At 69.1% G+C, this 20,764-nt stretch carries 17 protein-coding genes; 1 reads left to right on the top strand and 16 read right to left on the bottom strand.

What is annotated here, in order from left to right:
• Positions 1–78 precede the first annotated feature (78 nt).
• The 3 genes from fusA to rpsL all read right to left on the bottom strand — a co-directional run bounded on the left by fusA (position 79) and on the right by rpsL (position 3,656).
• A complete protein-coding gene (gene fusA, locus ACVUH9_RS06825; protein WP_475755236.1) occupies positions 79–2,166 on the bottom strand; it encodes an elongation factor G in 2,088 nt (695 codons plus the stop codon).
• 614 nt (positions 2,167–2,780) lie between these two features.
• A complete protein-coding gene (gene rpsG / locus ACVUH9_RS06820) occupies positions 2,781–3,251 on the bottom strand; it encodes a 30S ribosomal protein S7 (RefSeq protein WP_475755234.1) in 471 nt (156 codons plus the stop codon).
• 3 nt (positions 3,252–3,254) lie between these two features.
• Positions 3,255–3,656: a 30S ribosomal protein S12 gene (gene rpsL / locus ACVUH9_RS06815; protein ID WP_304788844.1), complete on the bottom strand. Its 402-nt coding sequence runs from the start codon at positions 3,654–3,656 to the stop codon at positions 3,255–3,257.
• Positions 3,657–3,889: 233 nt separating this feature from the next.
• Here rpsL and ACVUH9_RS06810 point away from each other — a divergent pair, with 233 nt between their 5' ends.
• Positions 3,890–4,657 (top strand): alpha/beta fold hydrolase, encoded by a 768-nt coding sequence (locus ACVUH9_RS06810; protein WP_475755231.1) that lies wholly within the window; start codon positions 3,890–3,892, stop codon positions 4,655–4,657.
• Positions 4,658–4,699: 42 nt separating this feature from the next.
• Here the strand turns inward: ACVUH9_RS06810 and ACVUH9_RS06805 are convergent, their stop codons facing one another.
• From ACVUH9_RS06805 to ACVUH9_RS06745, 13 genes are all read right to left on the bottom strand, one after another.
• Complete coding sequence (locus ACVUH9_RS06805) at positions 4,700–5,575, bottom strand: DMT family transporter (RefSeq protein ID WP_475755229.1); 876 nt, start codon at positions 5,573–5,575, stop codon at positions 4,700–4,702.
• Between the two features lie 368 nt (positions 5,576–5,943).
• A complete protein-coding gene (rpoC, locus tag ACVUH9_RS06800) occupies positions 5,944–10,215 on the bottom strand; it encodes a DNA-directed RNA polymerase subunit beta' (RefSeq protein WP_475755227.1) in 4,272 nt (1,423 codons plus the stop codon).
• A gap of 104 nt (positions 10,216–10,319) precedes the next feature.
• Complete coding sequence (gene rpoB / locus ACVUH9_RS06795) at positions 10,320–13,943, bottom strand: DNA-directed RNA polymerase subunit beta (RefSeq protein ID WP_475755225.1); 3,624 nt, start codon at positions 13,941–13,943, stop codon at positions 10,320–10,322.
• 294 nt (positions 13,944–14,237) lie between these two features.
• Positions 14,238–14,516: a hypothetical protein gene (locus tag ACVUH9_RS06790; RefSeq protein ID WP_475755223.1), complete on the bottom strand. Its 279-nt coding sequence runs from the start codon at positions 14,514–14,516 to the stop codon at positions 14,238–14,240.
• A 198-nt stretch (positions 14,517–14,714) separates the two neighbouring features.
• Positions 14,715–15,089: a 50S ribosomal protein L7/L12 gene (gene rplL, locus ACVUH9_RS06785; protein WP_475755221.1), complete on the bottom strand. Its 375-nt coding sequence runs from the start codon at positions 15,087–15,089 to the stop codon at positions 14,715–14,717.
• A 56-nt stretch (positions 15,090–15,145) separates the two neighbouring features.
• A complete protein-coding gene (rplJ, locus tag ACVUH9_RS06780; protein ID WP_475755219.1) occupies positions 15,146–15,844 on the bottom strand; it encodes a 50S ribosomal protein L10 in 699 nt (232 codons plus the stop codon).
• 85 nt (positions 15,845–15,929) lie between these two features.
• Positions 15,930–16,655, bottom strand: a complete 726-nt coding sequence (rplA, locus tag ACVUH9_RS06775) for a 50S ribosomal protein L1 (RefSeq protein ID WP_475755217.1) — start codon at positions 16,653–16,655, stop codon at positions 15,930–15,932.
• On the bottom strand, positions 16,655–17,080 hold the full coding sequence (gene rplK, locus ACVUH9_RS06770; RefSeq protein ID WP_475755215.1) for a 50S ribosomal protein L11: 426 nt from the start codon (positions 17,078–17,080) through the stop codon (positions 16,655–16,657). The genes rplA and rplK overlap by 1 nt, the downstream gene beginning before the upstream one ends.
• Position 17,081: 1 nt before the next feature.
• On the bottom strand, positions 17,082–17,606 hold the full coding sequence (gene nusG / locus ACVUH9_RS06765) for a transcription termination/antitermination protein NusG (RefSeq protein WP_475755213.1): 525 nt from the start codon (positions 17,604–17,606) through the stop codon (positions 17,082–17,084).
• Between the two features lie 22 nt (positions 17,607–17,628).
• The gene (secE, locus tag ACVUH9_RS06760; protein ID WP_475755211.1) at positions 17,629–17,937 is read right to left on the bottom strand and encodes a preprotein translocase subunit SecE; all 309 of its coding nucleotides are present in this window, start codon (positions 17,935–17,937) and stop codon (positions 17,629–17,631) included.
• Between the two features lie 34 nt (positions 17,938–17,971).
• Complete coding sequence (rpmG, locus tag ACVUH9_RS06755) at positions 17,972–18,136, bottom strand: 50S ribosomal protein L33 (protein WP_475755209.1); 165 nt, start codon at positions 18,134–18,136, stop codon at positions 17,972–17,974.
• A 218-nt stretch (positions 18,137–18,354) separates the two neighbouring features.
• Positions 18,355–19,932, bottom strand: coding sequence for an adenylate/guanylate cyclase domain-containing protein (locus ACVUH9_RS06750; RefSeq protein ID WP_475755207.1), 1,578 nt, complete (start codon positions 19,930–19,932; stop codon positions 18,355–18,357).
• Positions 19,925–20,713 carry an SOS response-associated peptidase gene (locus ACVUH9_RS06745; protein WP_475755205.1) on the bottom strand — a complete coding sequence of 263 codons (789 nt, stop codon included), beginning with the start codon at positions 20,711–20,713 and terminating at the stop codon, positions 19,925–19,927. The genes ACVUH9_RS06750 and ACVUH9_RS06745 overlap by 8 nt, the downstream gene beginning before the upstream one ends.
• Positions 20,714–20,764: the final 51 nt, after the last annotated feature.

Here is a 20,764-nt window from a genome sequence, read left to right as displayed (position 1 = left end):
GTGCTGGTGTTCAGCTCCGGCGTCGGGCGAACCTACGAAAGGTAGCCCAGGCCGGTGTGTTCATGCGTTCCGGTACGGCTACTTGCCGGTCCGGGTTGCGACGATCTCTTCGGCCACGTGCGAGGGAACCTCGTCGTAGCGCTCGAACTGCATGGTGTAGACAGCCCGACCCTGGGTCGCCGAGCGCAGGTCCGTCGAGTACCCGAACATCTCGCTCAGCGGGCAGTAGGCGGTCACGACCTGCGCGTTGCCGCGGGGCTCCATGCCCTCGATCCGGCCGCGCCGACGGTTGAGGTCGCCGATCACGTCGCCCATGTACTCCTCGGGCGTCACGACCTCGATCTTGAAGATCGGCTCGAGCAGGATCGGCTTCGCTCGGCGGGACGCCTCGTTGAACGCCATGTTCGCGGCGATCTTGAAGGCGACCTCCGAGGAGTCGACCTCGTGGTACTTCCCGTCGACGACCGTGACCTTCACGTCGACCATGGGGTACCCGGCCTTCGGCCCGGAATCCATGCCCTCGCGGAGGCCCTTCTCAACGGCGTTGTGGTAGTCGACCGGAATCGAGCCGCCCTTGATCTTGTTCTCGAAGACGAAGCCTTCGCCCGGGGCCGGCTCCATGTCGACGTAGACCACGCCGAACTGGCCGGAACCACCGGTCTGACGGACGAACTTGCCCTCGACCTTCTCGACCTTGGTCTTGATGGTCTCGCGGTACGACACCTGCGGGGTGCCGACGTTCGCCTCGACGTTGAACTCGCGCCGCATGCGGTCGACGAGGATCTCGAGGTGGAGCTCGCCCATGCCGGAGATCTCGGTCTGGCCGGTCTCCTCGTTGGTCTCGACCTGGAAGGTCGGGTCCTCCTCGGCCAGGCGCTGAAGGGCGACGCCCATCTTCTCCTGGTCGGCCTTGGTCTTCGGCTCGACGGCCACCTTGATGACCGGGTCCGGGAAGTCCATCGCCTCGAGGACGATCGCGTTGTCCGGGTCGCAGATGGTGTCGCCGGTGTAGACCTGCTTGATCCCGACGGCCGCGGCGATGTCGCCCGAGAACACGCGGTCGACGTCCTCGCGGTCGTTCGCATGCATCATCAGGATCCGGCCGATGCGGTCGGTCTTCCCGGTGTTCGTGTTGAGCACCTTCGAGCCGGCGTCCAGCGTTCCGGAGTACACGCGGAAGAAGGTCAGCTTGCCGACGAACGGGTCGGTCGCGATCTTGAAGGCCAGCGCAGCGAACGGCGCGGAGTCGTCCGAGGGACGCTCTTCCTCGCTCTCGGTCCCGTCGCGGCCGGTGACGATGCCCTTGATCGCGGGCACGTCGAGCGGCGACGGCAGGTACGCGACGACCGCGTCCAGCAGCGGCTGCACGCCCTTGTTCTTGAACGACGAGCCGCACAGGACCGGGTTGATGGCCAGGGCCAGGGTCGCGGCGCGGATCGCGGACTTGAGGCGATCGAGCGGGATCTCCTCGCCCTCGAGGACGAGCTCCATGAGCTCCTCGTCGAAGTCGGCGACGGCGTCGAGCAGCTTCTCGCGGGCGGCGTTGGCGGCGTCGACGTACTCGGCCGGGACGTCGACGACGTCGATGTCCTTGCCGATGTCGTCGTTGTAGATGGTCGCCTTCATCTCGACCAGGTCGATGATGCCGGCGAAGTCGCCCTCGGCACCGATCGGCAGCTGGATCGGGATCGCGTTCGCGCCGAGGCGCTCGATCATCGTCCGGACCGACATCTCGTAGTCCGCGCCGGTGCGGTCCATCTTGTTGACGTAGGCGATGCGCGGCACGCCGTAGTCGTTGGCCTGACGCCAGACGGTCTCGGACTGCGGCTCGACGCCGGCGACCGAGTCGAAGACGGCGACGGAGCCGTCGAGCACGCGGAGCGACCGCTGGACCTCGACCGTGAAGTCGACGTGGCCCGGCGTGTCGATGATGTTGATGCGGTGCTTGTCCCACTCGGCGGTGGTCGCAGCGGAGGTGATCGTGATGCCACGCTCCTGCTCCTGCTCCATCCAGTCCATCGTGGCGGCGCCGTCGTGGACCTCGCCGAGCTTGTGCGTGCGTCCCGTGTAGAACAGGATGCGCTCGGTCGTCGTCGTCTTGCCGGCGTCGACGTGCGCCATGATCCCGATGTTTCGGGTCTTCTCGAGGGAGTACTTACGTTGCATGAAAGAGCTTCCGAGGTACGCAGACGACTTGGGTGAGGCAAGGACCGGGGTTCCGCGGCGACGGCATGGCAATGGGACGAGGTCCCACAGCTGACGCACACTGCGGAGATACTGCCGAGCTGCACCGGGGTGCAGCGGTGCTGGACCATCGCCGGGGCGCAAAGCTCCGACTCCAGATGGGCAGCGGCGGACCACAATAGCAGAGTTCGCGCGCCAGCAGAAGCCGCCCCCGGACGGCACAAATCCCCGGTACCAGCAGGGCTCGCGGGAGCTGGCGGTGACGCCTCCTCGCCGGGCCCCACCGGCCCTCCCGGGCGCGCCGATCCGGGCGACGCGATGCCCGCCGCCGAAGCCCAACCGCCGCCCGCCCCGGAACGACCGAGGGCGCGACCGAAGCCACGCCCCACCGTCCCCGGGCGCCCCAACCGCCCCACCCAAACGAAGAAGGGCGCGACTGAGGTCGCGCCCTTCGAAGATCATGACCAGCGCGGTTGCGTGCGAGGTGCACGTAGGCCGAGCAGGTCGCCGCGGGTCAGGCGAGAGCTGTGCGCGAGCACTGCCGAGCCTTACCCGGGCGAGATGCGAAGCGCATACGTGCGCCTCGCACCAACCGCTTACCAGCGGTAGTGGGCGAACGCCTTGTTCGCCTGCGCCATCCGGAAGATGTCGTCCTTCTTCTTGTACGCGCCACCCTGCTGCTTCTGTGCTTCGATCAGCTCGTTGGCCAGACGCGAGGCCATCGTGCGCTCACGACGGCCACGGGAGGCCTCGACGAGCCAGCGGATCGCCAGCGTGCGGGAGCGACGGGCGGGAACCTCGACCGGAACCTGGTACGTGGCACCACCGACGCGGCGGGAGCGGACCTCGAGCTGCGGGGTCAGAGCCTTGATCGACTCCTCCAGCTGCTCGACCGGATCGCCACCGGTCTTCTCGGCGAGGATCGCGAGGGCGTCATAGACGATGCTCTCGGCGGTCGACTTCTTGCCGTGGAGCATGACCTTGTTGACGACCTGGTGAACCAGGCGCGAGCGGAGAACGGCGTCCGGCTCGAGGGTGCGGGTGACCGCACTAGAACGGCGAGCCATGGGCTACTTCTTCCCCTTCTTGACGCCGTACCGCGAGCGGGACTGCTTGCGGTCGCTGACGCCGGCGGCGTCGTGCGAACCACGCACGACCTTGTAGCGCACGCCCGGGAGATCCTTCACGCGGCCACCACGCACGAGCACGACGGAGTGCTCCTGCAGGTTGTGACCTTCGCCCGGGATGTACGCGGTGACCTCGATGCCGGAGCTGATCCGGACACGGGCAACCTTCCGCAGAGCCGAGTTCGGCTTCTTCGGGGTGGTCGTGTAGACGCGGGTGCAAACGCCGCGGCGCTGCGGCGCTGCGACCTTCTTCTTGCGCCCCGGCCCGGACTTGAGTCCGGGGGTGGAGAGCTTCTTCGCCTTGGGCTTGCGCCCCTTGCGGACGAGCTGACTGGTCGTGGGCATGCGACGGGCGATAGTAACAGCGTTTTGCGCGGCGTGGGTCCACCCCACCCCCTGACCAGTCCCCTGCAGGGCCCTTCCGAGACCCCCGATCGAACCCGAGACGATCGTCTCGGCGCCGCCCCGATGTCGCCCTTGCCCCATCCCCGTGCTCCGTCCGTGACCCGCGTGACCCGCGTGCGCTGCGCGTGGCGCGCCCGCGAGGAGACCCGGGGCCCAGACGGTAGGGTCGGATCATGCTGGCTCACGATCAGACCGGTGACGGCCCCCCACTGGTGCTGCTGCACTTCCTCGGGGGCCACCGCGGCGTCTGGCGACCGATTCTGCCGCAGCTGGCGGCGGAGCGGCGGGTGATCACGCTCGACCTTCCCGGCTTCGGCGACAGCCGCTCCCTGCCCGGGTCTCCGACCCTCCCCCGGCTGACCGACGCCGTGGCCGCGACGATCGACGAGCTTGGGCTGGACCGTCCGGCCGTCGCGGGGATCTCGCTCGGCGGCGGGATCGCCGTCGAGCTCGCGCTGCGGGACGCGGTCTCCTCGGCGGTGGCGATCTCTCCGGTCGGCTTCGCCTCACGCGCGGAGCTGGCGTTCGCCAAGGCCAGCCTGCGGGCGACGCACGCGGCCTGCCGGGCGATCGCCGGGCAGGCGGAGCGACTGGCGGGGCCGAAGCCGCTACGGGCCGCGCTGGGCGCCCAGATGTTCGCCAAGCCCTGGGACGTGCCGGCCGAGGACACGGCGGCGCTCGTGCGGAGCGTCGCCAGCAGCCCGGGGATGCTGCCCTGCCTGCGAGCGGCCGTGGGCCACGAGATCGTCGGCGGAGCGACCCAGGTGCCGTTGACGATCGCCTGGGGCCAGCGCGACGCCCTGCTGCTCCCGCGTCAGGGCCGCCGCGCGATCGAGCGCCTGCCCTTCGCGCGCCTGATCCCCCTGGCCGGCTGCGGCCACGTACCGCTCTGGGACGAGCCGGAGCGCGTCGCCCGCACGATCCTCGAGGGCACCGCGTAGGCCGGGTCGGGCGCCGACGGCGCACGGTCCGCGCAGGGTGGCTCAGGGCATGTGGGCGCCGACCGGCGCCGGCACCGAGGCCACCCGCGGCGCGGGCAGCAGCGCGGCCGCGAGCACGACCATGGTGAACGCCGTCGCCTGGACGATGATGCCGATCGTGCTCGTCGCGATCGGATCGCCGAAGACGACGAAGCCGCCGAGGATCCCGACCACGTTGGCGCCGGTCGCGGTGATCGCGATCACCTCGACGGCGCCACCCTCCTGGAGCGACCGCGCGGAGATGTAGTACGCGAGGACCGACGCCCCCACCGCGAGCAGGACCCAAGGGGTGAAGATGCTGCCGCCGGCGCCGAGCACGCCGGTCGTGGCCTTCACGGCGACGTTGCAGACGCCGAACAGGACGCCCGCCGCGGCCCCCAGGAGCGGGCCCTGGAAGTGCGCGCCCTTCTGGTGCTGGCCGCCGAGGATCAGCAGCACGCCGAACGTGAGCAGCACCCCTTCGAAGGCGGCCAGGCCGGCGACGCGGAAGTTGCTGTGGGCCGAGTTGACGGCCGGCATCGCGACCACCAGCAGAGCGAGCCCGACGCCGGTGAGGATCAGGCCGATCCACTGCCTGCGGCCGACGGCGATCCCGAAGAAGCGATCGGCCAGCACGGCGACCAGCACGATCCCGCCGGCGAGGACCACCTGCACCACCGACATCGGCGCGACCGAGATCGCCGCCGTGTGGAGCGCCCAGCCGACGGCGCCCACCAGCATGCCGGCAGCGAACCAGCGCGAGCCCCACAGCGCCAGCCCGGTCGTGACCGGACGGCGGGCGTCGACCATCGGGCACTCGTTGGCGCCGCGATGCTTGTAGAGGAAGCCGAGGTTCGCGGCGAGAGCGCTCAGGAGCGCGAGGATGATTCCGAGTTGCATCATGGTGTCGTGTGGCCGAACGCGCCACTGATCTGGATCAGCGGCACTCGGCGCAACGCTCGTAACCGTAGCGGGCCGACATAAGGTTCCGCTCCGCTTTCGCTGCGTTTCATCAAATCTTCGGCACCCGCCGGTCAGATCCTCCGGCCGGGGCGAGCGGCACGGCGCCACGCCGCGCGATGGGCTCCGCCGCGGACGGCCATGGGAGCGCCCGACTGCCCCTCCGCTCCCCCGCCTCGACGGCCTCGTTCGGGGCCTCCCCACCCCCGGCGAGGAGACCGCGTCCTGCCCAGGCGGGGGTCCCGCAACGAACGACGCCCCGGCCAGTGGCCGGGGCGTCGAGGGTCCTGCGGGTACCGGTGGCCGTGCTAGACGGTGCCGTCGCCCTCCGGGGCGGGCACGTCGAGCTCGATCAGCTCGTCGGCCAGGTCGCCCTGGGTCCCGCCGAGCTGCTCGAGGTCACGCAGGTCCTGCGAGAGGTCCTCGCCGTACGGCTGCCCGGCCTCGAGGCCGAGGTCGCCGAGCAGCTCGTCGCCGTCCAGCAGGGCGACGTCGCCGGCGTGCGGCAGCGGGTCGGTCGGCTCGATCTCGATCCGGCGGTAGTGCTTCAGACCGGTCGCCGCCGGGATCAGCTTGCCGATGATGACGTTCTCCTTCAGGCCGAGCAGGTCGTCCCGCTTGCCCTCCAGCGCCGCATCGGTCAGGACCTTGGTGGTCTCCTGGAAGGAGGCCGCCGAGAGGAACGAGTCGGTGTTCAGCGACGCCTTGGTGATGCCGAGGATGACTTCCTCGTACGTCGCCTTCTCGCCACCGTCAGCCTCGATCTGCGCGTTGACGCGGAAGAACTCGTTCCGGTCGACGAACTGACCGGGCAGGAACTCCGCGTCGCCCTTCTGCTCCACGCGCACGCGCTTGAGCATCTGACGCACGATCAGCTCGATGTGCTTGTCGTTGATGTCCACGCCCTGCGACTTGTAGACCGACTGGACCTCCTTGACCAGGTAGACCTCGGTCGCGGTGCGGCCCTGCAGCTCGAGCAGCTCGTGCGGGTACAGCGAACCCTCGTTGAGCTGCTCACCGGTCTTGACCTTCTGCCCGTCCTCGACGAACAGTCGGGTGCGACGCGGGAACGTGTAGCGGTGCTCCTCGCCGGCGGCGTCGGTGATGACGACCGTCAGCGCCTTGTCGGTGCTCTCGACCGCGACCACGCCGTCGTGCTCGGCGATCTTCGCCAGGCCCTTCGGCTTGCGGGCCTCGAACAGCTCGACGACACGCGGCAGACCGTGCGTGATGTCCGCGCCGGCGACGCCGCCGGTGTGGAACGTACGCATGGTCAGCTGCGTGCCCGGCTCACCGATCGACTGGGCGGCGACGATGCCGACCGCGTCGCCGATCTCGGCCAGCTGGCCGGAGGCCATCGAGCGGCCGTAGCACGCCTGGCAGATCCCGCTGAGCGCCTCGCACTTGTGGACCGTGCGGACGGCGATCGTCGGCCGCTCCTGCGGGGTCCCGATCTTCGGGATCTCGAGGACGCGGATGTTGTCGATCTCCTCGCCCTTGGGAACGAGGACCTCGCCACCGATCACGATGTCCTGAGCGGTCACGCGACCGGCCAGGTTCGGGTTCAGGTCGTCGGTCTCGTCGAAGACCGGCATCTCGATGAACTCCTGCGTGCCGCAGTCGTGCTCACGGATGATCACGTCCTGCGAGACGTCCACCAGACGACGCGTCAGGTAGCCGGAGTCGGCGGTACGGAGCGCGGTGTCGGCCAGGCCCTTCCGCGCGCCGTGGGTCGAGACGAAGTACTCGAGGACGTCCAGGCCCTCCATGAAGTTCGACTTGATCGGCCGCTCGAGGATCTCGCCCTTCGGGTTCGACATCAGGCCACGCATACCGGCCAGCTGACGAATCTGCTTGAGCGAACCACGAGCGCCGGAGTTGGCCATCATGTAGATGGGGTTCCGGGCCGGGAAGTTCTTCTCCATGGCGTTGGCGACTTCCTCCGTCGCCTCGTTCCACTTGTTCACGATCAGCTCGTGACGCTCGTACTCCGTGATGAGGCCGTCCTCGTACTGCTCCTCGATCCCGGCGACCAGGTCCTCGTACTTCTTGATGATCACGCCCTTGTTCGGCGGGATCACCACGTCGTTCTTGGAGATCGTCACGCCGGCGCGGGTCGCGAACTCGAACCCGAGGTCCTTGAACGCGTCGAGCACGGTCGAGATCGTGCTCGGCCCGTAGATCTGGACCAGCTGGTCGATGAACCGCTGGGTGTCCTTCTTCTTCATCGACTGGTTGATGAAGACGTAGGTCGACGGGTCGTACTCGTCGCCCAGGGTCTCGATCAACGCCCGCTCGATGCGGTCGTTGTAGATCACGCGGCCGAGCGTGGTCAGGACCGGTGCGCGGCCCTCGGCCCGGTACTCGACCAGGTCGTGGAGCTTCGCCCCGCCGTGCTGGTCGGCCAGGGTCGCCTCGGCGGCCGTCCGGAACACGCGCGGCTTGCGCTCGTCCTCCGGCCAGCTGCCGTCGTAGAGCGCCTTGTGCTTGGCCTCGAGCTCGGTCGGCTCGGCGCCGAGGGTCACGTAGTACCCGCCGATGACCATGTCCTGCGACGGCGTCGCGAGCGGCTGCCCGTTCGACGGCGAGAGGATGTTGTTCGACGACAGCATCAGCAGTCGCGCTTCGGCCTGGGCCTCGGCGGACAGCGGGACGTGCACGGCCATCTGGTCGCCGTCGAAGTCGGCGTTGAACGCCGCGCAGACGAGCGGGTGGACCTGGATCGCCTTGCCCTCGACGAGCTTCGGCTCGAACGCCTGGATGCCCAGGCGGTGGAGCGTCGGCGCGCGGTTGAGCAGCACCGGGTGCTCCTGGATGACCTGCTCCAGGACGTCCCAGACCTCCTCACGCGACTCGTCGACGAGGCGCTTGGCGGCCTTGATGTTCTGCGCGTCCTTGCGCTCGACGAGCTGGGCCATGATGAACGGCTTGAACAGCTCGAGCGCCATCAGCTTCGGCAGACCACACTGGTGCAGCCGCAGCGACGGACCCGACACGATCACCGAACGGCCGGAGTAGTCGACGCGCTTGCCGAGCAGGTTCTGACGGAACCGGCCCTGCTTGCCCTTGAGCATGTCGCTCAGGGACTTCAGCGGACGGTTGCCGGGGCCCGTGACCGGGCGGCCACGACGGCCGTTGTCGAACAGCGCGTCGACGGACTCCTGCAGCATCCGCTTCTCGTTGTTCACGATGATCTCGGGAGCACCGAGGTCGAGCAGGCGCTTGAGGCGGTTGTTGCGGTTGATGACGCGCCGGTACAGGTCGTTCAGGTCGGAGGTCGCGAAGCGGCCACCGTCGAGCTGGACCATCGGGCGCAGGTCCGGGGGAATCACCGGGACCGCGTCCAGGATCATCATCTCGGGCTTGTTGACCTGCGAGTAGTACGGCGGGTTCTCGGCGTCGTAGAACGCCGAGAGGACCTTCAGGCGCTTGACGGCGCGCTGCTGCTTCTGGCCCTTGCCGTTCTTGACGAGGTCCTCGAGGTCCTCGCGCTCGTGCTTGAGGCAGAAGCCGGGCTGGTCGCGGACGTCGACGTCGCTACCGGCCAGACGCTCCGGGTCGACGTCGCGGCGCGGGGCCTCGCGGTCGTACTCGGGCTTGATGAGCATGAGCTCGCGGATGTACTCCGCGCCCATGCCGCCGCCGAAGTACTCGCCGTAGCCGTAGACCGACCCGAACCGCATCTTCAGCTCGCGGAAGAACGTCTCGTCCGCGATCACCGTCTGCGGGACGAGATCGTCCTTCTCGATCGACTTGTCGGTGAACGCCTTGAGCGGCCACTCCTCGCCCTCGTTGGGCGGGTCGTCGCTGGGCTCGAGCTTGTTCGCGAACAGCTTCCAGACCTCGCGCAGGCGGGCGCGGGACTCCTCGTAGTGGGAGCGCAGGTCCTCGATCTCCGCGGTCAGCTGCTTCTTGAGGTCGGCGGTGTGCTTCTTCCGCTCGTCCTCGGTCAGCTTGCCGACGGCCAGGTCGAGCGACTCGGCCCAGAGGAAGTCGTCGTCGACGAAGTCCTCCTGCGAGCCGTCGACCAGGTACTGGGTACGGGCGGCCAGCGACTTCTCGAGCCCGTTGAGCTCGTCCTTCTCCATCGAGGAGGACTGGTCGAGGTCTTCCTGGACCTGGTGCTCCAGCTCCGGGAGGTCGCGCCAGCGGGCCTCCTGGTCGACCCAGGTGATGATCGACGCGGCGAAGTACAGGATCTTCTCGAGCTCCTTGGGAGCCATGTCGAGGAGATAGCCGATACGGCTCGGAACGCCCTTGAAGAACCAGATGTGGCTGACCGGTGCGGCCAGGTCGATGTGCCCCATCCGCTCACGGCGGACCTTGGAGCGCGTGACCTCGACGCCACACTTCTCGCAGATGATGCCCTTGTAGCGGACGCGCTTGTACTTGCCGCAGTAGCACTCCCAGTCCTTGGTCGGACCGAAGATGCGCTCACAGAAGAGGCCGTCGCGCTCGGGGCGGAGCGTGCGGTAGTTGATGGTCTCCGGCTTCAGGACCTCTCCCGAGGACCAGGAGCGGATCTGCTTCGAGGAGGCGAGGCCGATCTCGATGGCGTCGAACGTGTTGATGTCGTGCACGGTGGGTGGATCCCTGATCGTGTGCTTGGCGGGGCGGGGGTCGGCGGGCCCGATGCCCCGCCGGTCGCGCTGGTGCGCGAGCGGCGGGGCCGGGCTGCCGGGTCCTACGCCTCGTCCTCCGCGACCGCCGGAGCGGCCTCGTCCACCGGCGCGGCGGCCTCGGGGGCCTCCGCGGGGGACTCGTTGGTGTCGGTCTCGCCGTCGGTCGACTCGTCGCCGGCCTCGCTGGGCTCGTCACCCAGGTCGGCGCGCACGCCACCCAGGTCGATGCCCAGCTCCTCGGCCGCGCGCAGCAGCTCGTCCTCGTCGTCGACGCCGCTGCCGGCGCCCTCGTCGTGGATCTCGCGGACGTCGAGGGAGAGCGCCTGCATCTCCTTCAGGAGCACCTTGAACGACTCCGGGACGCTCGGCTCGGCGATGTTCTCGCCCTTGACGATCGCCTCGTAGGCCTTCACGCGCCCGACGGTGTCGTCGGACTTGATCGTGAGCATCTCCTGCAGCGTGTAGGCGGCGCCGTACGCCTCGAGCGCCCAGACCTCCATCTCGCCGAAGCGCTGACCGCCGAACTGCGCCTTGCCACCCAGCGGCTGCTGCGTGACCAGCGAGTACGGACCCGTCGCACGGGCGTGGATCTTGTCGTCCACGAGGTGGTGCAGCTTCAGGATGTACATGTAGCCGACGGTGATCTGCGCGTCGAACGGCTGACCGGTACGCCCGTTGAAGAGCGTGAACTTGCCGCTGGCCTGCGTCCCCGCGGGCCGCGACTTGTCGACGTCCATGTTGATGGCGCCGCCGTTGGCGGTGTGGTTGTCCTGCCAGGACACCAGGGCCTCGTCGACCTGCGCGACCGTCGCACCGTCGAAGACCGGGGTCGAGACGTAGACCCCGCCGCCCTTGTTGCCCTCACGCTGGTCCCACGCCTCGGTCCCGTCCGGGTACCAGCCCTGCGCTGCCGCCCACCCGAGGTGGATCTCCAGCACCTGACCGACGTTCATGCGCGACGGCACGCCCAGCGGGTTGAGGATCACGTCGACCGGCGTGCCGTCCTCGAGGAACGGCATGTCCTCGATGTCGACGATCTTCGAGATGACGCCCTTGTTGCCGTGGCGACCGGCGAGCTTGTCGCCCTCGGAGATCTTGCGCTTCTTCGCGACGAAGACGCGCACGAGCTCGTTGACGCCCGGGGGCAGGTCGTCGCCCTCGTCCTTGTGGAAGGTCTTGACGTCGATCACGACGCCGCCCTCACCGTGCGGGACCTTGAGCGAGGTGTCGCGGACCTCGCGCGCCTTCTCCTTGAAGATCGCGCGGATCAGCTTCTCCTCCGCCGTCAGCTCGGTCTCGCCCTTCGGCGTGACCTTGCCGACCAGCAGGTCGCCCGAGCCGACCTCGGCGCCGACGCGGACGATGCCGCGGTCGTCGAGGTTGCGCAGGGACTCCTCCGCGCGGTTCGGGATGTCGCGGGTGATCTCCTCGTCGCCGAGCTTCGTCTGGCGCGCATCGATCTCGTACTCCTCGATGTGCACCGAGGTGAGCTCGTCGTCGCTGACCAGGCGACGGCTGAGGATGATCGCGTCCTCGAAGTTGTAGCCCTCCCAGGACATGAAGGCGACCATCAGGTTCTTGCCGAGGGCCATCTCGCCCATCGACGTCGACGAGCCGTCGGCCAGGACCGAGCCCTTGCCGACCTGCTGGCCACGCTTGACCAGCGGACGCTGATGGATCAGCGTGCCCTGGTTGGAGCGCTCGAACTTCTCGAGGTGGTACTCGTCCTTGCCCTCCTCGTGGGCGATGACGATCCGCTTCGCGTCGACGTACTCGACCGAGCCGGCGTTCTTCGCGAGGACCACGTCGCCGGAGTCCTGCGCGGCGCGGGCCTCCATGCCCGTGCCGATCCGCGGGGCGTCCGTCTTCAGCAGCGGAACCGCCTGCCGCTGCATGTTCGAGCCCATCAGCGCGCGGTTGGCGTCGTCGTGCTCGAGGAACGGGATCATCGCCGTCGCGACAGACCAGATCTGCTGCGGCGAGACGTCCATCATCGTGACCTGGGTCTTCGGGACCACGACGTACTTGCCCGCCTGCGTACGGCAGAGGACCTCGTCCTCGACCAGCTCGCCGTCCGCGTTCAGCGGCGCGTCGGCCTGCGCGGCGAGGTTCTCCTCCTCCTGCGTGGCGTCGAGGTGGACGACCTCGCCGGTCACGCGACCGTCCTTGACCACGCGGTACGGGGTCGTGACGAAGCCGTGCTCGGAGACCTGCGCGAACGACGAGAGCGACCCGATCAGGCCAATGTTCGGGCCCTCCGGCGTCTCGATCGGGCACATCCGGCCGTAATGGGTCGGGTGCACGTCTCGCACCTCGATCGGTGCGCGCTCGCGGGTCAGACCGCCGGCGCCCAGGGCCGACAGACGCCGCCGGTGGGTCAGGCCCGCCAGCGAGTTGTTCTGGTCCATGAACTGCGAGAGCTGCGAGGAGCCGAAGAACTCCTTCAGCGCCGCGGAGACCGGGCGGATGTTGACGATCGACTGCGGGGTGATCGTGTCCTCGTCCTCGGTGGTGAGGCGCTCGCGAACGACGCGCTCCATCCGGTAGAGGCCGACGCGGAAGGCGTCCTGGATCAGCTCGCCGACGGTACGCAGACGACGGTTGCCGAAGTGCTCGTACTCGTCGAGCAGGTCGGCGACGGGCTCGCGCGGCATGGCCGAGGCCTCGGCCGCGTAGTCCTTGATCTCGACTTCCTCCTCCTCCGGGATCCCGAGCTCACGCGGGAGCCGGATGAGCTCCTTGATGAGGGCGTAGATGTCCTCGGGGGTGAGGTGCCGGGTCTCGAGGTCGATGTCGAGACCGAGACGCGAGTTGAGCTTGTAGCGACCGACCCGCGTGAGGTCGTAGCGCTTGGGGTCGAAGAACAGCGTCTGCAGCAGGGCGTACGCGGCGTCGACCGTCGGCGGCTCGCCGGGGCGCTGCTTCTTGAACAGCTCGACGAGCGCGCCCTTCTTGGCGCGCGTCTGCTCGGTGTCCGTCAGCAGGGTGTTGCGGATGTAGGCGGAGCCGTCGAAGCGCTCCAGCAGCGTCGCGTCGAGCGCGTCGATGTCGGCGTCGCTCTCCTCCTGGTCCGCGTCGAGCTCGGGGTTGTACTCCATCGCCCGAAGGAGCACGGTGACCGGCAGCTTGCGCTTGCGGTCGATGCGGACGAAGACCTTGCCCTTCTTGTCGATCTCGAGCTCGAGCCACGAGCCACGAGCCGGCATCAGGTTGGCGACGAAGACCTGCTTCTCGCGGTCCTTCGGCTCCATCAGGTACGCGCCCGGCGAACGGACCAGCTGCGTGACGACCACGCGCTCGGTGCCGTTGACGATGAACGTGCCGCGCTCGGTCATCCACGGGAAGTCGCCCATGAAGACGGACTGCTCGCGGATCTCACCGGTCTCGCGGTTGACGAACGAGACTTCGACGGAGAGCGGGCGCGAGTAGGTCTGGCCCTTCTCCTTGCACTCGGCGAGCGAGTGGGTCTCCTCACCGAACTCCAGCTCGCCGAACTCGACGGCGAGATTGCCGGTGTAGTCCTCGATCGGAGAGATGTCATCGATGGTCTCTCGGAGACCGCCCTTCTCACCGTTGACGAGCCAAGCGAACGACCGCCGCTGGATGTCGATGAGGTTAGGGACGTCGAGGACCTGATCGAGACGCGCAAAGGTGCGGCGCGTCCGCAGGGCGTTGACCGTGGACAAGGCTGGCGACTCCTCGGAGGGTCGGTGTATCGGGCGAGGATCCGTGCCCGGCGGTGCTCGCAGCCTTGCGGGCGTCCGGGGACGAACAGCTAAAAACTAGCACACAGAGGACTACTCCCCCGTGCGAGGGCGGTCGACGCTCACGGACCCCGTCCGTAGACCCGCGTATGTGGCGCGGGATCAAGTGCCAGGACGGCTACGACTATTGGTCGACCCCGCCAGGGTAGCAGGACCCTCGACGGGGCGTGCCGCTGCCCGTCCGGCCGCCGGCTGCGACCGGACCCCGGGCCGTGCTCAGGCGTCTTCGGCGACGAAGCCGCCCAGCTCCTCGATCGCCGTCCGTGCCTCGGCCTCGCCGGCACCGGTGATCTCGCGGTAGCGGCGGACCGCCGCCAACGGGCGGCCACTGGCGACCAGATCCTGGATCTCAGTCACCGGATCGGGCCGGCCGGTACCGGTGCGCGCGATCGGGGCACGGTCGTCCGACAGCTCCTGGAGCTGCGACTCCAGCGCCTTGATGCGACGCAGCAGACTGCTGCGTGACGGCGGAGCGGGACTCTTGGGGATCGCCACGGATGACCTCCGGCGGTAGTGGGTGAGGGCAGAGCGCGAGGGGCACTCAGCACCGACCGTATCCGCGACCACCCCGGAAACGCAAACGGGGCGGTCCAGAAGATCTGGACCGCCCCGGAAGACGACGGCATCCGCGGGGCGACGAGTGAGCGTCGGCCGCGCGGGCACCGGAGGAGGGCAGCGGCTCGCTGCCCCGTGCTACTTGAGGGTGACGGTGGCGCCAGCCTCTTCGAGCTCGGCCTTGAGCTTCTCGGCGTCGGCCTTGTCCAGACCCTCCTTGACGGGGCCCGGAGCCTCGTCGACGACCGCCTTGGCCTCCTTCAGGCCGAGGCCCGTGGCGGCGCGGACGACCTTGATGACGCCGATCTTCTTGTCGCCAGCGGCCTCGAGGACGACGTCGAAGGAGCTCTGCTCCTCGACGGCGGCACCGGCGTCGCCACCGGCGGCCGGGGCGGCGGCGGCGACGGCCGTCGCCGAGACGCCGAACTCCTCTTCGAGCGCCTTGATGCGCTCGGCCAGCTCGAGCACGGTGATGCTCTTGAGCTCTTCGATCCAGTCCTGCGTGGTAGCCATATTCGTTGTTCTCCTGTGTGCGATTCGGGTGGGTCTAGCGGGCTGCTGCGGCGGGGTTACGCCGACGCACCCGACTCGTCTGCCGGTGCTGCTTCAGGAGCGTCGCCCGAGGCGTCGTCCTGTCCTTCGGGCTCGCCGGCGGACGCCGAGGCGTCCTCCGCGGGAGCCGCATCCTCGGTCGAGGCCGCCGACGCTGCGGGCGCTGCCGCGTCGCCGGAGGGGATCTCGCCCGACTCCTTCTTCGCGTTGACCTCGCCGAGCGCGATCGCGAGACCGCCCAGCAGACCACCGAGGCTGCGAGCGAGACCCGTGATCGGCGAAGCGACGAGCCCGACCAACTGGCCGTAGAGCGCCTGACGCGACGGGAGCTTGGCGATTGCCGTGATCTCGTCGGGGCCGAGCTGCTGCCCGTCCATGACGCCGCCCTTGAAGGTCGGCAGGTCGCCGTTGGCCTTCGCGAAGGTGGTGATGACCTTGGCCGTCGCGGCCACGTCGCCCTTGACGTACGTCAAGGCAGACGGACCCGCGAGGAAGTCACGGAGGGGTTCCGCGGACTCGCCGACCTCGGCGATCGCGCGACCCGTCAGCGTGTTCTTCGCGACGGCCAGGCTGGAATCGGTCTCCCGAAGCTGCGCCCGAAGGGCACCGGCCTGGGTGACGGTCAACCCGCGGTAGTCGACGACGAGGACGGCGTCGGACTCCCTGATGTTCTCGGCGATCTCAGCGATCGCCGCTGTCTTCTGTTCCCGGTTCATGAGCCTCCTGTCCCGGACTTCCGGCCGTCAGGTGACGGCCAGCCGAGGGTCTTCGGGGGCGACGAGGGGTGTGTGATGACGACCGCTAGGCGGCAGCCGGCACACCCTCCTCGACGCTTTCACGTGCACTGGCCTGGTCGATCTTCACGCCCGGACCCATCGTCGAAGCGACGGTGACCGTGCGGATGTAGCGACCCTTGGCGGCCGACGGCTTCGCGCGGTTGATCTCGTCCAGGACGGCGACGAGGTTCTCCACGAGCAGCTCCGGCGCGAACGACGTCTTGCCGATCGTGAGGTGGACGATCGCGGTCCGGTCGGTGCGGTACTCGACCTTGCCGGCCTTGGCCTCCTCGACGGCCTTGGCGACGTCCATCGTGACGGTGCCGACCTTCGGGTTCGGCATCTTGCCCTGCGGTCCGAGCACGCGGCCGAGACGACCGACGAGCGGCATCTGGTCCGGCGTGGCGATGACCACGTCGAAGTCGCTGAAGCCCTCTTCGATCCGCTTGGCGAGATCGTCGGTACCCACGAAGTCGGCGCCCGCGGCCTCGGCGTCGGCAGCCTTGGCCCCGGCCGCGAAGACCGCGATCGTGACCGACTTGCCGAGCCCGTTCGGGAGCGCGATGGTGCCGCGCAGCTGCTCCTCCGCGTGCCGGACGTTCAGCCCGGTGCGGATGTGCACCTCGACGGACTCGTCGAAGCTGGCCCGCGAGAGCTGCTTGACCAGGGCGATCGCCTCGGTCGCGGGGTACTCACGCGTCCGGTCGACCTTGCTGCGAGCAGCGATGAACTTCCTGCCGTGGCGCGCCATCAGGCTTCTACCTCCACGCCCATGGAGCGGGCGGTGCCGGCGATGATCTTCTTCGCGGCGTCGATGTCGTTGGCGTTCAGGTCGGGGAGCTTCTTCTCCGCGATCTGCTGCAGCTGATCGGCGGTGAGCTTGCCGACCTTGTTCACGTGCGGCTCGCCCGAGCCCTTCTGCAAGTTGATCGCCTGCTTGATCAAGATCGCGGCGGGCGGGTTCTTCGTGACGAAGGTGAACGAGCGATCCTCGTACACCGTGATCACGACGGGGATGATCGTGCCGGCGTCCTGCTGCGTAGCGGCGTTGAACGCCTTGCAGAACTCCATGATGTTGAGCCCGTGCTGACCAAGCGCAGGACCGACCGGCGGGGCCGGAGAGGCCTGGCCGCCTACGGCCTGCAGCTTGATCTGGGTGAGAACCTTTTTCGCCATCTCAGATCTTCTTCACTTGATCGAAGCCCACTTCGACCGGGGTTTCCCGACCGAAGATGGACACAAGAACCTTCAACTTGCCGGCATCCGGAGAGACCTCCGCGATCTCCCCCGAGAAGTCGGACAGAGGGCCGGCAACGACCTTGACCGATTCGCCGACCGTGAACTGGGCTCGCGCTTGCGCCTTGGTGGGCTGCTGAGCGCGCTTGAGGAGACGGTCGATCTCCTCCTGGGTGAGCGGGATCGGCTCGTCGCCGGCCCCAACGAATCCGGTGACGCCGGGCGTGCCCTTGACGAGCTGCCACGAATCGTCGTTCAGATCCATCTGCACGAGGACGTACCCCGGCATCGTCCGCTTCTCGGACGTGACCTTCACGTTGTCCTTGACCTCGGTGACCGACTCCGTCGGTACCACGATCTGGCGCACGGCACGCCGCTGCCCGAGGGTCACCAGGCGGTGCTCGAGCTTCTGCTTCACCTTGGCCTCATGGCCAGAGAAGGTGTTGACGACGTACCAGCGATACATGGGAATACGGTGCGGTAAAGACCTAGATGACCAGCGAGACGAGCTTGGACGCCAAAGCGTCCACCCCGCCGAGGAAAGCGCCGGCGATCACCACGAACACGATGACCACACCGGTGCCCTGGACGACCTGCGTACGGTCCGGCCAGCGGACGCGACGGAGCTCGGCCCAGGACGCCTTCAGGAAGCCGGGAAAACGGCGAAGCCCCCCACCCTTGGTGGGCGAGGTTGCCGGCGACTCCTCTTCGGAGGCCGGTACTGCGGCGGACGTCGAGCCCCCGGAGGGGGCCGCGGTCAGGCGCGGTCGTTCTTCGTCGTGTTCCTCGGTAGCCATGAGGCGTTCTCGCGCAGGTCAGCGGACTTTCCGCTTACCGCGTCTCCTTGTGGGAGGTGTGGGTCCGGCACCAACGACAGTACTTGCTGATCGTCAGCCGGTCGGGCGTGTTGCGCTTGTTCTTCTTCGTCTGATAGTTGCGGCGCTTGCATACCTCGCACGCGAGGGTTGCTGCGACGCGGACATCTCCGCGGGCCATCTGGGCTCCACTACGTCGATGCGGACAAGATCTCCTGGCCGGCCGCATCACGACCGGACAAGACAGACCCGCCCTAGGGCAGGTCCGGCGGGGGAGATTAGCGGATTCGCACTTTCACCGTCCGGTGACCCCCGGTCGGCCTCGCCATGGGGCCGTTCCGGGCTGCTCGCGACCGGCGCAGCGGCGCCGGCGGGTGGTCCAGCGGGCCGTTCCCCCGTTCATCGTACGACCGCGACGACGGGAACCATCACCGCGGTCGCCGCGTCCCGGCCTCGCAGCAGCTCGTCCCGCTCGTGGCGCCAGTGCTGACGCTCAGCGTCCGAGGCCCGATCGACCAGGTCGCCCGAGACCGCGACCAGGCCGGGGACCTCCTTGGCCACCTCGGTCAGGCGGGCCGCCTCGTTGATCGGGTCCCCGATCACCGTGTACTCCAGCCGCTGCTCGGTGCCGATGTAGCCGGCGACCGCGTCCCCGCCGCTGACGCCGACCCCGGCGCGCAGCTCCGGGACCTCGACCGCGAGCCGCGAGGCGAGCACCCGTGCGGCCCGCAGAGCGCGATCCGGGGCGTCGGGCTGGTCGACCGGGGCGCCGAAGACGACCAGCGCCGCATCGCCCTGGAACTTGTTGACCCAGCCGTCCTGCTCGCCGACGGTCTCGACGACCACCGCGAAGAAGCGGTTGAGCAGCGCGACGACCTCGTCCGGGCCGTGCCGCGCCGCCAGGCTGGTCGATCCGACCAGGTCGACGAAGAGCGCGCAGACCGAGCGGACCTCGCCCCCGAGCCGGACGTCCTGCTGGAGTGCGGCCTGGGCGACGTCCTCGCCGACGTGGCGCCCGAACAGGTCCCGCAGCCGCGCGCGCTCCTGGAGGCCGGAGGCCATCCGGTTGAAGCCGTCCTGGAGCTGGCCGAGGTCGCTGGCGTCGTAGACCGGGATCCGCACGTCGAGGTCGCCCTCCTGGACCCGCTCCATCGCCCGCCGCACCGAGCGGACCGGATCGGCGACCGCGCGGGCCGCCAGCAGCTCGACCGCGAGCCCGACGATCAGGACCACGCCACCGAGCACCACCATCGTCAGCGAGAGGCGGGTGTTGGTGACTCCGGGCAGGCCGCCGAGCGCGAGCGCACCGATCAGGACCACCCCGAGCACCGGGGCGCCGGTCGCGGTCGTCCAGCCGATCAGCTGACGGCGGGTCACGCCCGGGAGGACCGCGCGGTCGATGCTGCCGGACTCGAGCGCGATCACCGCCGCGGGCCGCAGGATCCGCTCCGTCAGCAGGTAGCCCATCGCCGCCATCGTCAGACCGGTCAGCTGGGTGACCAGGAACACCCGCACCGCGAGCAGCGCCGAGTCGCGGAGGTTGAAGAGCGCGAACAGGATCGCGGCGGCGGTCCAGGCCGCACCCAGCACGAGCAGGACCCGGACCGGCGCGCGCAGCAGGTGGCGCAGCTCGTCGCTGCTGACCGCGTGGCCGCTGGCGATCCAGCGCGTCCTTCCGCGGACCGACCTCCAGGCCCAGACCAGGACCATCGGGATCACGACGATCCCGAAGGCGAGCAGCAGCCAGAGGTTCTGGCCCAGCAACCCGTCCGCGAGGCCGACCTCGTCCCCCGACGGCCCGCGGCCGCCGGTGCCGGGGACGACGAAGGCGATCAGCAGCAGCGTGATCCCGGCCGCGATCGTGTTGGCGATCAGCAGGACGACGACCAGGACCGCGTGGGCGGCCCCGACCACGAAGCGTGGATCGGCCAGGACCCGGCGGACCCCGCGGACGAGGCCCCGCAGCCGCTCAGCCATCGTCGGATCCCGACAGGTCGAGGCTGGTCTGGGCGTCGTCCGCTGCGGCCACGGGCGACCGAACGACCGACGGGTCGAGCAGCCACGGGCCGTCGGCGGAGCGGACGCTGTTGACCAGCGGGCTGGCCGGGCGGACCGTCAGACGCGCGTCGTCGAGTGGCCGGCAGAGGCTGAGGGCCTCCTGTGGCCCGACCGCGCTGGAGAGCCAGGCCGCCTCCTCCTCGGGACCGGCCAGCACCGCCGGCATCCGGTCGTGGAGACGCGCGGCGACGGTGTTCGCCGGGCAGGTGATGACCGTCACCGTCAGCAGCGGCGTCGGTGCGGCCCCCTCCCCCTCGCGGAGCCGGACCGTCCGGGCCAGGCCCGCGAAGGCGATCGGCGCGCCACCGTCGACGACGTGGTGGAAGGGGATCCGGTCCTGCTTCGGATCCTCGCCACGCAGCCACTCGTACCACCCGTCGGCCAGCACCAGGACACGGTGCTCGGCGGCGGCCAGCAGCGGCGCGAACATCCGCTTCTCGGTCAGCGACTCGACCCGCGCGTTGATCGGCTTCAGCCGTTCCTTGCGGCTCGTCGCCCAGGGCGGCAGCAGGCCCCAGTGCGCCTCGCGAGCGACCCGCCCGGCGACGTCGCCTCGGCCGTCGGGACCGCCGGCCACGATCGGGACCGGCTCGGTCGGGGCGACGTTGTAGCGCCCCAGGATGTCGATCGCCGTGCGACCACCGAAGCGATCGTCGAACTCGCCGGGCTCCGCAATCCCGAGGGTGTAGCGGCCGCACATGGCGGTGACCCTATAGGGCCCGGATCAGTAGAGCCTGCGGGTGCATCTGCG

It is taken from the genome of Patulibacter ginsengiterrae (genome assembly GCF_056269115.1).
The sequence above is the reverse complement of the archived record's forward strand: the minus strand, read 5'-3'. Positions and strand labels throughout refer to the sequence as shown.